The 12112-nt window shown below is 73.6% G+C and carries 12 protein-coding genes and 1 tRNA gene; 11 read left to right on the top strand and 2 right to left on the bottom strand.

Features of this window, described 5'->3' with window-relative positions; genetic code table 11:
• Nucleotides 1–13: 13 nt before the first annotated feature.
• Nucleotides 14–823 (bottom strand): metal-dependent hydrolase, encoded by an 810-nt coding sequence (locus tag ACFVQ3_RS05845; protein ID WP_387636231.1) that lies wholly within the window; start codon nt 821–823, stop codon nt 14–16.
• Nucleotides 824–957: 134 nt separating this feature from the next.
• Between ACFVQ3_RS05845 and ACFVQ3_RS05840 the strand changes: the two genes are divergently transcribed.
• The 7 genes from ACFVQ3_RS05840 (at nt 958) to ACFVQ3_RS05810 (ending at nt 6372) form a co-directional block, all read left to right on the top strand.
• Nucleotides 958–1590, top strand: coding sequence for a methylated-DNA--[protein]-cysteine S-methyltransferase (locus ACFVQ3_RS05840; RefSeq protein WP_387636229.1), 633 nt, complete (start codon nt 958–960; stop codon nt 1588–1590).
• Between the two features lie 73 nt (nt 1591–1663).
• On the top strand, nt 1664–2194 hold the full coding sequence (locus ACFVQ3_RS05835) for an RNA polymerase sigma factor (protein WP_387636227.1): 531 nt from the start codon (nt 1664–1666) through the stop codon (nt 2192–2194).
• On the top strand, nt 2191–2841 hold the full coding sequence (locus ACFVQ3_RS05830) for a methylated-DNA--[protein]-cysteine S-methyltransferase (RefSeq protein WP_387636225.1): 651 nt from the start codon (nt 2191–2193) through the stop codon (nt 2839–2841). The genes ACFVQ3_RS05835 and ACFVQ3_RS05830 overlap by 4 nt, the downstream gene beginning before the upstream one ends.
• Nucleotides 2838–3851, top strand: coding sequence for a DNA-3-methyladenine glycosylase family protein (locus tag ACFVQ3_RS05825; RefSeq protein ID WP_387636222.1), 1014 nt, complete (start codon nt 2838–2840; stop codon nt 3849–3851). The genes ACFVQ3_RS05830 and ACFVQ3_RS05825 overlap by 4 nt, the downstream gene beginning before the upstream one ends.
• Complete coding sequence (locus ACFVQ3_RS05820; RefSeq protein WP_387636220.1) at nt 3848–4084, top strand: hypothetical protein; 237 nt, start codon at nt 3848–3850, stop codon at nt 4082–4084. Before ACFVQ3_RS05825 ends, ACFVQ3_RS05820 begins: the two co-directional genes overlap by 4 nt.
• An 86-nt stretch (nt 4085–4170) precedes the next feature.
• Complete coding sequence (locus ACFVQ3_RS05815) at nt 4171–5619, top strand: LssY C-terminal domain-containing protein (protein ID WP_387636217.1); 1449 nt, start codon at nt 4171–4173, stop codon at nt 5617–5619.
• A gap of 192 nt (nt 5620–5811) precedes the next feature.
• On the top strand, nt 5812–6372 hold the full coding sequence (locus ACFVQ3_RS05810) for a D-alanyl-D-alanine carboxypeptidase family protein (RefSeq protein WP_387636215.1): 561 nt from the start codon (nt 5812–5814) through the stop codon (nt 6370–6372).
• A 99-nt stretch (nt 6373–6471) separates the two neighbouring features.
• Here the strand turns inward: ACFVQ3_RS05810 and ACFVQ3_RS05805 are convergent.
• Nucleotides 6472–6556, bottom strand: a tRNA-Leu gene (locus tag ACFVQ3_RS05805).
• 277 nt (nt 6557–6833) lie between these two features.
• On the opposite strand from ACFVQ3_RS05805, the gene ACFVQ3_RS05800 reads away from it, so the two are divergent.
• From ACFVQ3_RS05800 to ald, 4 genes are all read left to right on the top strand, one after another.
• Nucleotides 6834–8051 (top strand): AI-2E family transporter, encoded by a 1218-nt coding sequence (locus ACFVQ3_RS05800; protein WP_387636451.1) that lies wholly within the window; start codon nt 6834–6836, stop codon nt 8049–8051.
• Nucleotides 8052–8185: 134 nt separating this feature from the next.
• On the top strand, nt 8186–9400 hold the full coding sequence (locus ACFVQ3_RS05795; RefSeq protein WP_387636212.1) for a lipase family protein: 1215 nt from the start codon (nt 8186–8188) through the stop codon (nt 9398–9400).
• 136 nt (nt 9401–9536) lie between these two features.
• Nucleotides 9537–10742: an RtcB family protein gene (locus tag ACFVQ3_RS05790; RefSeq protein WP_387636209.1), complete on the top strand. Its 1206-nt coding sequence runs from the start codon at nt 9537–9539 to the stop codon at nt 10740–10742.
• A gap of 207 nt (nt 10743–10949) precedes the next feature.
• Nucleotides 10950–12065, top strand: a complete 1116-nt coding sequence (gene ald / locus ACFVQ3_RS05785) for an alanine dehydrogenase (protein ID WP_387636207.1) — start codon at nt 10950–10952, stop codon at nt 12063–12065.
• Nucleotides 12066–12112 lie beyond the last annotated feature (47 nt).

Genomic DNA, 12112 nt, shown 5'->3' with positions numbered 1-12112 from the left:
CGACGGGCAGGCGTCAGCCCCCGAACGAGGACACGAGCAGCGTGTACGTGCCGCTCGTGTCGAGGCCCATCTGGGTCAGCAGCGACCACACGACACCCGCGACGGCGTACGCGGTGACGGGGATCAGGAACAGCCACTCGCGCACGGACCCGGCGTTGCCCAGGACCGGCAGCGCGAAGTTGCCGCCCGGGCGCCAGATGTCGTTGAGCACGTTGGTCCGGCGGACCCAGCGCGGCGCCTTGAACGTGATCGGCCACAGCAGCGGGCACCCGCCCGTGGTCATGACGTCGCCGACGATGTGGACCGTGACGCCGAGCCCGACCGCCACGGGGAGCCAGTTCCACTCCTCGGGGGCCAGGAGCGCGACGAGCACGGCGATCGTGATCGACCCGATCCACGGCCCGAGCTTGCCGCCGCGCGTGAGCTTGAGGGCCTTGAGCGCGAACGCGACGAGCAGGATCGCGACGACGCCCGCCCCGACCGCGACGGTCCCGAACGTGTCCGACTCGTACGTCACGAGCCCGGCGAGCCACGCGAGCGCGGTGAAGACCGCGATCCCGAGGATCGAGTGCGTCCCGCGACGGTGCCCACCGGAGATGGTCTCGACGAGGTTCGCGACGCCCTCGGAGACGGGCGGCAGCGAGTGCGCGATGGTGCCCGAGTGGTGGTCGGCGTCGGGCAGCAGAGCTGCGCCGGCGCACACGATCGCGCCCGTGATGACGCCCACGTCCGAGACGGGGTAGATGCCGAGCGTGTACGGGGCGGTCGAGGTGACCGCCACCCATGCGGCCGCGCCGCAGGCGGCGTGGTGGCCACCCATCATGATGCGTTCGTCCCGTCGGTCGTGTTCGTCCAGCTGGCGTGTTTCGCGCGGTCTGTCCCACGCGACAGCACACCCTACCCGCCAGGGACCGACACCCGACCTCACGTCTTGTCGGACCCCGGCGTCTACAGTGCATGAGACACCACCACGAGCAGGCGACGACCAGGACGGGAGGCACGGCCGTGTCGGATCTGCTGGACCGGCCCGAGGGGCCGGGCACCCCCGAGACAGAGCCGGGCACCCCCGGGACGCCGGCGCAGGCCGAGCGGACGGTGCGGCACGCCGTCTTCGACTCGCCCGTGGGCGAGCTCACCGCGGTCGGCACGGCCGACGGGCTGCGCGCGCTGTACTTCGACGCCCACAAGCGACGCCCCACGGGCGAGACCTTCGGCGAGCGCGACGACGACGCGTTCGAGGAGGTCCGCGTCCAGGTCGGCGATTACTTCGCGGGGACGCGGCGCGAATTCGACCTGGACCTGGCCCCCGTCGGGGACGGGTTCCAGAAGAAGGTCTGGGCGCTGCTCGCCCAGATCCCGTACGGAGAGACGCGTTCCTACGGCGACCTCGCGCTCGCGCTCGGCGACCGGAACCTGGCCCGCGCGGTCGGTGCTGCCAACGGCCAGAACCCGTTGAGCATCGTCGTGCCCTGCCACCGCGTGGTCGGGGCCGACGGCTCCCTGACGGGGTACGCGGGCGGGCTCGAGCGCAAGCGGTTCCTCCTGGCCCTCGAGGAGTCCGACGAGACGCGCGCGAGCAGGCTGTTCTGATGCTGGTCGTCGTGCCGCGCGCGGCCGTGCCCCACCGACCTCACGTTCCGCGCGCCCGGGCCGTCTTCCCGACGTGAAGCCCTTCGAACGCGTCGTCGCCGAGCACGGCGCCACGGTCCTGCGGGTGTGCCGCGCGGTCCTCGGCCCCGTGGACGCCGAGGACGCGTGGTCCGAGACCTTCCTGTCGGCCCTCAAGGCCTACCCGCGCCTCGACGAGGGGGCCAACGTCGAGGCCTGGCTCGTGACGATCGCGCACCGCAAGGCGATCGACGTCACCCGCGTCCGGGCCCGCGCCCCGATCGCGGTGCCCGACGTCGCCGAGCTCACCCACGAGCCCAGCCGCGACGGTCTCCCCGAACGAGGCGTCGAGCAGGGCGACGACGACCTGTGGCGGGCGCTCGCGGCCCTGCCGCCCAAGCAGCGCCAGGCCGTGGCCTACCACCACGTCGCGGGGCTGCCCTACCAGGAGGTCGCCGCGATCCTCGGCGGCAGCGCCGAGGCCGCGCGCCGCGCCGCCTCGGACGGCATGGCGAGGCTGCGACGCACCTACCCGCCCGCCGGCGCCCCTTCCTCCGCCCCCGCCTCGAAAGGACAGGCCTCATGAGCGACACCTCGTTCGACGACGTCGCCTTCCTCGCGACCCTCGGCACCACCCTCGACCAGGGGGCCGCGCCCGCCGACGACTCCCGGGCCACGCTCTCGCGGCTGCACGACCGCCTCGCGGCGGGCGCTGCGTCGTCGGGCCTGCTCGACGTCGCCTACCGCACGCTCGACACCCCCGTGGGCACGCTGCTGCTCGCCGCGACCGACGCGGGCGTCGTGCGCATCGCGTTCGCGGTCGAGGGGCACGACGCCGTCCTCGACCGCATCGCCCGCACCGTGAGCCCGCGCGTCCTGCGAGCCCCCGGGCGCCTCGACCGGCTCGCGACCGAGATCGACGAGTACTTCGCGGGCGAGCGCCGCGCGTTCGACCTGCCGCTCGACCTGACCATGGCCTCGGGGCCCTTCCGACGCGAGGTCCTGACCCACCTGCGCGACATCGGCTACGGCCGCACCGAGTCCTACGCGCAGGTCGCGGTCGCCGCGGGCAGCCCGCGCGCCGTGCGGGCCGTGGGGACGGCGTGCGCCAAGAACCCGCTGCCGCTCGTGGTGCCGTGCCACCGGGTCGTCCGCTCGGACGGTACGTCGGGCAGCTACGCGGGCGGCGCGGAGGCCAAGCGCCTGCTGCTCGCCCTGGAGAGGGCCGCGTGACCCCCCTGCCCGACGGCGTCGCGACCGCCCCGGGAGCCGGCGCGCCCGAGGCGGGGGCCTGGGCGCGGCGCGTGCCCGTGGCCCAGCCCTTCGACGCGGCCTCGGCGCTCGCGACGCTCGTCGCCCACGCCGTGCCGGGCGTCGACCGGGTCGTCCGCTCCGACGCCGCGCGCGGAGAGGTCGCACGGCTCGTCGAGACGCGTTCCGGCACGACGGCCGTGACCGTGCGACTGACGCCCGAGGAGATCGAGGTGCGGGGGAGCGGGCCCGCCGCCGACGAGGTCCGTGCCCTGGTCGCCCGCTGGTTCGACGCCGACGCCGACCTCGCGACCGTGCACGCCGTCCTCGGCGCCGACCCCGTGCTCGCGCCCCTGCTCGCCGCACGCCCCGGCCTGCGCGTCGTCGGGCACCCCTCCGGGTTCGAGGCCGCGGTCACGACGGTCCTGGGACAGCAGGTCTCGCTCGCCGCGTGCCGGACGTTCGCCGGGCGGCTCGCGGCAGCGTACGGGCGCCCGGGCGCCGCTGCCGCCGCCTCCGGCGAGACGGCGGACCTGCGGCTCTTCCCCGACCCGGGCACGCTCGCGGGGGCGCAGGCCGCGGAGCTGCAGGCCGCCGTCGGGATCACGGGCGCCCGGACCCGGACCCTGCTCGCGCTCGCCACGGCCTGCGCCGACGGGCTGACGCTCGAGCCCGACACGGCAGGCGACCCGGCGGCGCTCGCGGACACGCGCGCCCGGCTGCTGGCCCTGCCGGGCATCGGGCCCTGGACCGTGGACTACCTGTCGGTCAAGGTGCTGGGGGACCGCGACGGGTTCGTGCCCGGGGACCTCGTGCTGCGCAAGGCCCTCGGCGGGATCGACGCGCGCGCGGCGTCCGCCACGGCGCGGGCCTGGGCGCCCGTGCGGGCCTACGCGCTGTTCCACCTCTGGACGCACACGGCCTACCGACCCCCGCGCGAAGGGCGCGATACTGGGAGAAGGACCACCACCGACGGGAGGCAGGACCCATGAGCACGACGACGGCAGGGACGCGCACCGGTACGCCGGACGCGACGAGCACGACGGGCACGACGAGCACCGACCCCGACGACGTGCGCGACCAGATCGAGGCGGGCGTCCTGTTCGCCAACGGCCGCCTCGCCGGACGCCGCTTCGCCTCGCTCGCCGAGGCCCAGGCATGGGCCCACCCCGAGCTCGGCGACGAGGTCGTCCAGTTCAACCCGGTCTGCGACTGCTCGGTCTGAGACCTGGTGCCCGGGCGCGCTCCGCCCGAGCGGCGAACCGGGGCGCCCCTCGGGCGGCCCGGATCTGCGCGACCTAGGGTGGGAGCGTGACCCGCGAGAGCGCGCCCGACGCCGCCCGCAGCACCGCTGCGCGCGTCGACGTGCCCACCGGCCGTCCCCTCGAGGTCGCCGCCGACGCCGCTGACGTGCCGGCCGGTCCGCCTGGCAGACCTGGTCTGCGCCGCCGGCTCGTCGAGCTGGGCGACGGGTTCTTCTTCGTCTTCGCGGGCCTCGCGGCGGTGTGGCTCGCCTGGCTCGTGCTGAGCGAGTCGATCCACCTCGGCTGGTTCGCGATCCTGTACGTCGTCGCGGTGTGGCTCGTCATCGCCTACCTCGCGCTGCCGCGCCTGCACCGCATCCTCACGACGCTCTACGTGCCCGAGTACTTCATCGGCCGCACGCGCACCGCCAACGGGCTGCTGGGCGACCCGGTCAACCTTGCGCTGCTGGGCGAGGAGGGGCAGGTCCGGGCGGCGATGCAGGCCGCCGGGTGGACCCTTGCCGACGACGTCACGCTCGCCTCGAGCGGACGCATCGTCGCGGCGACGCTCAGCCGTCGCAGCTACGACCAGGCGCCCGTGAGCCCGCTGTTCCTGTTCGGGCGCCAGCAGGACTTCGCGTACCAGCAGGAGGTCGAGGGCAACCCCTCGCGCCGTCACCACATCCGGTTCTGGCGCTGCCCGCCGGGCTGGCCGCTGCCGGGCGGACGGCGCGTCGACTGGCTCGCGGCGGGCACGTACGACCGCTCGGTGGGCTTCTCCCTGTTCACGCTCCAGGTCACGCACAAGATCGAGGCCGACACCGACCAGGAGCGCGACCACGTCGTGTCCACCCTCCTCGGGGCCGACGTGGGGGTCGAGGTCGAGGTCATCGAGGACTTCTCGACCGGGTACCACGCGCGCAACGGCGGCGGCGACGCGATCCGGACCGACGGCGACCTCCCGGTCGCGGACGTCCGGGGCGTCGCGGTCCCTGCGACGACCGCGGCCGGACCGGAGGGTGGCACCGGGCAGCGCCCGGCGCGGCGTCCCGCGGCGACCACGGTCGGTGCGCTGCTCGTCGTGCTGGGGGTCGTGGCCGACCTGATCTGGCTCGCGAACCTCGCGCTGCACTGGGACCAGACGCTGCGCTCGCTCTTCCTGGGGGGCGACGTGACCCAGGCCGACATCGACCAGGCGTCGGGGCCGCTGCTCGCCCTGGTCGTGGTGCTGCTCTCGCTCGTCGCCCTGTTCCAGCTCTTCCTGGCCTGGCGCGTCTTCAAGGGTCGTAACTGGGCGCGTGACCTGGTCATGGTGCTCGCCGCGTTCAGCACGACGTCGTCGTTCGTCGGGTGGGCCGTGTCCGGGAACCAGATCACGATCCGCACGACCCTGCTCACCGTGGCGCTCGACATCCTGATGCTGCTCACGCTCTCGAGCCGGGACGCGGCGGCGTACGCGAGAAGCCGTCGCGAGCTGCGGCTCGAGAGGCGAGCCGCCCGCAGCCACCGAGGGTGACGCGCACCCCCGCCGAGGGTGACGCACCAGTGCGCCGAGGGTGACGCACCAGTGCGCCGAGGGTGACGCCAGCAGCCACCGACGGTGGCCCGAGCCCGCAGACCTCCTCGGACCGTGCATAGGACTCCAGCGAGCGGCCCGCCGGGAGGCCCCGGGCATCATGCCGTCGCACGGAGGAAGGGAAGGGCCCACATGGACGCCATCACGTCGATCGCGCAGCGGGTGGCCGACATCGAAGCGTCGTTCCGCACCGCGGAGGCCGCTCGGACGCCGGTCGTCGCCGACTCGGGTGTGCGTTTCGACCAGGTCCTCAGCACCGTGGTCGACGAGTCGACCGCCGTCAGCCCTGCGCGCACGGTCGACGGTGTCCCCAGCGAGCTCGCGGTCTACGGCAACGGCAAGGTCCCGCGGACCGCACTGCAGGAGGTCGGGACGACCGGCCATCGTCTCTGGGCGCCGGCAGGGCAGGCGCTCGAGTCCCTCATGTCGGCCGCGGCTCGCGACGGTGTCCAGATCGGCATCACGGACTCGTACCGGTCCTACGAGGCGCAGGTCGACGTCGCCCAGCGCAAGGGCCTGTACACGCAGGGCGGTCTTGCGGCCGAGCCGGGGACCAGCGCCCACGGGTGGGGCCTCGCGGTCGACCTGGACCTGGACGCCAAGGCGCAGGCCTGGATGCGGACCAACGGCGAGCGCTTCGGCTTCGTCGAGGACACGCCGCGCGAGCCGTGGCACTGGGTGTACCGCGCCTGAGCGCACGAGGGTCTCCACGGTGGGAACGCCGAGACATGCAGAAACGACGAAGCGGACCTGGTCTCCCTGGTCCGCTTCGCCGTTCGCTGTCTCAACGAGTGTCCGGAGGGGGACTTGAACCCCCACGCCCGATAAAGGGCACTAGCACCTCAAGCTAGCGCGTCTGCCATTCCGCCACCCGGACAGGTGTCAGGTCCCGGCGTTCCCGCCAGGGGCCTTGCGGGGAAAAACATAACACGTTTCGGGCACCGAGCGTGCATCCGGCCCGTGGGGCAGACTGGGGAGCGTCCCTGGACCCGTCGCACCGGTCGGTGCAGGTCAGGGGTGGTTTCATCGTCGTACCGACAGCGGATGAGGTGCTCGTGGCTGAGGACAAGGACGCAGGACCCGACGACGTCACGGCGTCGAGCCCGGGGAGCGGGGCCGACCGCCCGGCGGCGTCCGTCAAGCACCTGGCCGGGCTGAGTCCCGCGGCCAAGAAGGTCGCGGGCGCCCGCCGCAATCCCTCGGTCGTGGGGGTCGACGACTCGGTGCCGGCCTGGCTGCGCACGAGCGCGGGCTGGTCCTGGCGGATCCTGCTGCTGGTCGCGGCGGTCGGCCTGATCTTCTTCGCGACCGCTCAGGTGCAGATCGTCTTCATCGCGGTCTTCCTGGCCCTGGTCATCACCTCGGTCCTCAATCCCGTGACGGACTGGTACGCCAAGATCATGCCGCGAGGGCTCGCGACGGGGCTCGCGCTCCTCTCGGCCTTCCTGGTGCTCGGCGGCCTGCTGACCTACGTCGTCACGTCGGTCGCGGGCCAGTGGGACAAGCTCGCGGGGCAGTTCAACACCGGCATCGAGAAGATCTTCGACTTCCTGGAGCACGGCCCGCTCCCCGTCACGATCACGTCCGACGACGTCGACACCTGGATCGAGAACGGCCGCAAGTGGATCACCGAGCACGGGGGCGACATCGCGAGCCAGGCCGCTGCGAGCGCGGGCTCGGTCTTCGAGGCGTTCGCGGTCCTCGCCCTCGCCATCTTCTGCACGGTCTTCTTCCTGGCCCGTGGCAAGGACATGTGGACGTGGTTCCTCAACCAGCTCCCGTCCCGCTCGCGCGAGACCTGGACGCTGGCCGGGGGAGCAGGGTGGTACACGTTCTCCGGCTACGCCCGTGGCACGGTCATCATCGCCCTCGCGGACGGGATCCTCGCGGCGATCGTCCTGGTGGTCCTCGGCGTGCCGCTCGCGGCGCCCCTCGCGGTCCTCGTGTTCATCGGCGCATTCATCCCGCTCATCGGTGCCCCGGCGGCCATGGTCATCGCGATGGTCGTGGCGCTGGCGGCGAACGGCATCGTCAACGCGGCGCTCGTCGGCATCTTCATCGCCCTCATCGGTCAGTTCGAGGGGCACATCCTGCAGCCCCTGGTCATGGGCAAGCAGGTCTCGTTGCACCCGGTCGTGGTCGCGCTCGCGGTGACGTCCGGGACGTTCATCGCGGGGATCCTCGGCGCGGTCGTGTCCGTGCCGCTCGTCGCGGTCGCGTGGGCGGTGTTCAGCAGGCTCCGTCGCAAGGACCCGCCCATGGAGAAGGAGATCCCCACGGCCAAGGAGATCGCCCTGTCCGGCAAGGAACGGTCCTCGAACGGCGGCTCGTCCGGCAAGGGGAGCGAGGCGGAGGCGACGGCCGACGCCTGAGGTGCGCTGCGCCGTCGGGCAGGACGACGGCCCGACGGCGCCGCCGCACCCGGGCGGGTGGCTCCCGACGGCGGTCGTCGGCCGGGGCGGGGCCACCGCGCGTGGCGCCGCGTGCCGTGCGGTAGAAAGGTGCCATGCGAACGCGTCTGCGGCGCCCGGCCCTGGTGCTGCTCGCGGCCGTGGCGATCGTGCTCGCGCTGCTCGCTGCGGACGCGGTCCGGCGGGTCGTCGAGGGCCGCGCCGAGCAGGCCACGGACGCGCCGTTCTACGTGCCGCCCGCGCCGCTCACCGAGGCGGCGCCGGGCACGGTCATCCGGAGCGAGCCGATCACGAGCGCTCCTGAGGGGACGACCGCGTGGCGCGTCCTCTACCACTCGCGAGACCTCGCGGGCGAGGACGTCGCGGTGTCGGGCGTGGTGGTGGTGCCCGACCGGCCCGCTCCCGAGGGCGGCCGCACCGTCGTGTCGTGGGCGCACCCCACCACGGGCGCGGCGCCGAGGTGCGCGCCGTCGCTCGCGCTCGACCCCTTCGAGCTGATCGAGGGGCTGCACGAGCTGCTCGCGGCGGGCTTCGCGATCGCCGCGACCGACTACCCGGGGCTCGGCGTCGCCGGCGAGTCGTCGTACCTGCTCGGCGTCCCCGAGGCGAACGCCGTGCTCGACGCCGCACGGGCCGCGCGGTCGCTGCCGGGCAGCGGGGCGAGCGCCCGGCTGCTGCTCTGGGGCCACTCGCAGGGCGGGCAGGCGGCCCTCTTCGCGGCCGAGCGGGCGGCCTCCTACGCGCCCGAGCTTGATCTCGGGGGAGTCGCGGTGGCTGCACCCGCAGCGAACCTCAGCGCACTCATGACGGACGACATCGTCAACCTGTCCGGCACGACGATCGCGTCGTTCGCGATCCCCGCCTACGAGGCCGCGTACGCGGACCGCTACCCGAAGGCCGAGATCGACGCGATCCTGACGCCCGCCGGCGCGGCGGCGACGCCGCGGATGGCTGCGCTGTGCCTGCTGACCGAGACCCGCGCGATCCACGCCATCGCCGACCCGCTCGTGGGCCGCTACGTCACGGCCGACCCGGCCACGACCGAGCCGTGGCAGACGCTCCTGCGCGAGAACAGCGCGGGTGGCCGGCCGATCGACGTGCCCGTGTTCGTCGGGCAGGGGCTCGCCGACCGGCTCGTGGTCCCGGCAGCCACCGAGGGCTACGTGCGGTTGCTCTGCGCGCAGGGGGCGGACGTCGTGCTCCACACCTACCCCGACATCACGCACGCCCTCGCGGCCGACGCGTCCCTTCCCGAGCTGTTCCTCTGGCTGGCCGAGGTCGAGGCGGGTCGGCGCCCGTCGACCTGCTGACACCCGGCCTCCCGACTGCCCGGCCTCCCGGCACGGCCGCGCACCCCCCGACTGCCCGGCGCAGCCGCGCGACCGCCCCGGACGAGCGGCGCAAATCGCTCGCCGCCGCACCCCGCGACCTGCCACAGTTCTCGCCATGACCACGAACACCCGGGCGTCGAAGACCACGGCGACCCGACTGACCAAGACCCTCTGGAGCTGGGCCTCGATCCTCGACGACGGCGCCCGTGAGCAGGCCGAGCGCACGTCGGCCATGCCGTTCGTCCACCCGCACCTGGCCCTCATGCCCGACGCCCACCTGGGCCTCGGCGCGACCGTCGGCTCCGTGATCCCGACGCTGCGCTCGATCATCCCCGCCGCGGTCGGTGTGGACATCGGCTGCGGCATGGTCGCGGTCCGCACCCAGTACTCGGCGGCCGACGTCGCGGGGTCCGCGCTGCGCGACCTGCGGCTCGCGATCGAGAAGGCCGTGCCCACGAGCGCCGGCTCCTACAACCAGCAGCTGACCGACTCGGCGACGACCCGTGTCGCCGAGCTCGAGGCGCTCGCGGACAAGGCCGGGTTCGATCCGGCGCGGTACGCGGGGAACTGGCGTCTGCAGCTCGGGTCGCTGGGGTCCGGGAACCACTTCATCGAGGTCAGCCTCGACGAGGACGACCGGGTCTGGTTCTTCCTGCACTCGGGGTCTCGCGGCGTGGGCAACAAGATCGCGCAGCACCACATCGCGGTCGCGCGCGAGCTCATGACCCGGTACTGGATCGACCTGCCGGACAAGGACCTCGCGTACCTCGTCGAGGGCACGGACGAGTTCTGGGCGTACATCCGCGAGCTGCGGTGGGCCCAGCACTTCGCGCTGCTCAACCGCGAGGAGATGATGGACCGCGTCGTGGCCGCGTTCGACGCCTGGTCGGGGCTCGCCCCGGTCGAGGAGGCCGAGCGCATCAACTGCCACCACAACTTCACCGAGCAGGAGCACCACTTCCACAAGGACGTGTGGGTCTCGCGCAAGGGTGCGATCCGTGCCCGCGAGGGTGACCCGGGGCTCATCCCGGGGTCCATGGGCACGGCGTCGTACGTCGTCGTGGGCAAGGGGCACCCGCTCGCGCTCGACTCCGCGCCGCACGGTGCGGGGCGCGAGTACTCGCGGAGCAAGGCGCGCAAGACGTTCACGCACGACCAGCTCCGTGAGGCCATGTCCGGGATCGAGTACCGCGACACCGACGCGTTCATCGACGAGATCCCGGCGGCGTACAAGCCGATCGACCGGGTCATGGAGGACGCGGCGGACCTCGTCGAGGTCCGCCACACCCTGCGTCAGATCGTCAACGTCAAGGGCGACTGACCGGCCCCTGCGGGCCGCCGAGAACGGGGTTCAGGTCGTCCCCGCCCTGGAGGCGACCTCCACCCCGTTCTCGGCACCAAGGACCGGCCCGACGGCGGAGCGCACCGTCCCGTGGGAGGGCGCCTTCGCGTCGGGTCGGGTGGGGTGGGGGCGAACCTCGTGCACCCTCGGCGCGCGCGAACGGCGTGCACGCGACACGCTGACGGCATGAGGATCGGGATACCTGCCGAGGTCAAGAACAACGAGTTCCGCGTCGCGCTGACCCCCGCGGGCGCGCACCACCTGGTCGCGGCGGGCCACGAGGTCCTCGTGCAGGCCGGTGCGGGGACCGGATCGGCCATCTCCGACGAGGACTTCGTCGTCGCCGGCGCGCACGTCCTGGGGACGGCCGAGGAGGTCTGGGGGCGGGCCGAGCTCGTGTGCAAGGTCAAGGAGCCCGTGCCGAGCGAGTACGGGCTGCTGCGCGACGACCTGCTGCTCTTCGCCTACCTCCACCTGGCCGCCGACCCCCTCGGCACGGCCGCGCTGCTCGACGCCGGGACCACGGCCGTGGCCTACGAGACCGCCCAGGCCCCCGACGGCTCCCTGCCCCTGCTGGCCCCCATGAGCGAGGTGGCCGGGCGCATGGCGACGCAGGTCGGGGCGTACCACCTCATGCGTCCTGCGGGCGGCGCGGGCGTGCTGCTCGGCGGCGTCCCCGGCAGCAGGCCCGGACGCGTCGTGATCCTCGGCGGCGGGACCGCCGGGCGGCACGCTGCCGAGATCGCGGTCGGGATGCGCGCCGAGGTCACGGTCCTCGACCTGTCGCTGCCCGTGCTGCGCGCGCTCGACCAGGAGTTCGCGGGCCACGTGCGGACCGTCGCGTCGAGCGCGTACGCGATCGAGCAGGAGGTGCTCGCCGCCGACCTCGTGATCGGCGCCGTCCTCGTCGCGGGGGCCAGGGCGCCGCGTCTGGTCACGAACGACCTCGTGTCCCGCATGAAGCCCGGCTCGGTGCTCGTCGACATCGCCGTCGACCAGGGCGGCTGCTTCGAGGACACCCGCCCCACCACGCACGACGACCCCACCTTCCGGGTGCACGGCGCCACGTTCTACTGCGTCGCGAACATGCCCGGCGCGGTCCCCGTGACCAGCACGCACGCCCTCACGAGCGCGACCCTCCCGTACCTCGCGCTGCTCGCGGACGGCGGGACGGACGCGCTGCGCAGCGTGCCGTTGCTCCGCAACGGCCTGACGACCGTGGCCGGGACGCTCGTCAACGAGCAGGTCGGTGTCGCGCTCGGGCTGGCGTGGTCGCGGGTCGAGGACGTGCTGGGGAAGTAGCGCGCCGAGCTGGCGTGACGTGCGCCGCTGAACCTGCTGCGGGGTGC

The sequence above is a fragment of the Oerskovia sp. NPDC057915 genome (genome assembly GCF_042887685.1).
Classification (GTDB): Bacteria; Actinomycetota; Actinomycetes; order Actinomycetales; family Cellulomonadaceae; genus Oerskovia.
This window is presented reverse-complemented; position numbering and strand designations above follow the sequence as displayed.

What these genes read in the sequence shown, in the direction of transcription:
- ACFVQ3_RS05840 (WP_387636229.1), top strand. Translation starts at nt 958, where the DNA reads ATGAGACACCACCACGAGCAGGCGACGACCAGGACGGGAGGCACGGCC.
- ACFVQ3_RS05830 (WP_387636225.1), top strand. Translation starts at nt 2,191, where the DNA reads ATGAGCGACACCTCGTTCGACGACGTCGCCTTCCTCGCGACCCTCGGC.
- ACFVQ3_RS05795 (WP_387636212.1), top strand. Translation starts at nt 8,186, where the DNA reads ATGCGAACGCGTCTGCGGCGCCCGGCCCTGGTGCTGCTCGCGGCCGTG.
- ACFVQ3_RS05810 (WP_387636215.1), top strand. Translation starts at nt 5,812, where the DNA reads ATGGACGCCATCACGTCGATCGCGCAGCGGGTGGCCGACATCGAAGCG.
- ACFVQ3_RS05820 (WP_387636220.1), top strand. Translation starts at nt 3,848, where the DNA reads ATGAGCACGACGACGGCAGGGACGCGCACCGGTACGCCGGACGCGACG.
- ACFVQ3_RS05845 (WP_387636231.1), bottom strand. Translation starts at nt 823, where the DNA reads ATGATGGGTGGCCACCACGCCGCCTGCGGCGCGGCCGCATGGGTGGCG.
- ACFVQ3_RS05790 (WP_387636209.1), top strand. Translation starts at nt 9,537, where the DNA reads ATGACCACGAACACCCGGGCGTCGAAGACCACGGCGACCCGACTGACC.
- ald (WP_387636207.1), top strand. Translation starts at nt 10,950, where the DNA reads ATGAGGATCGGGATACCTGCCGAGGTCAAGAACAACGAGTTCCGCGTC.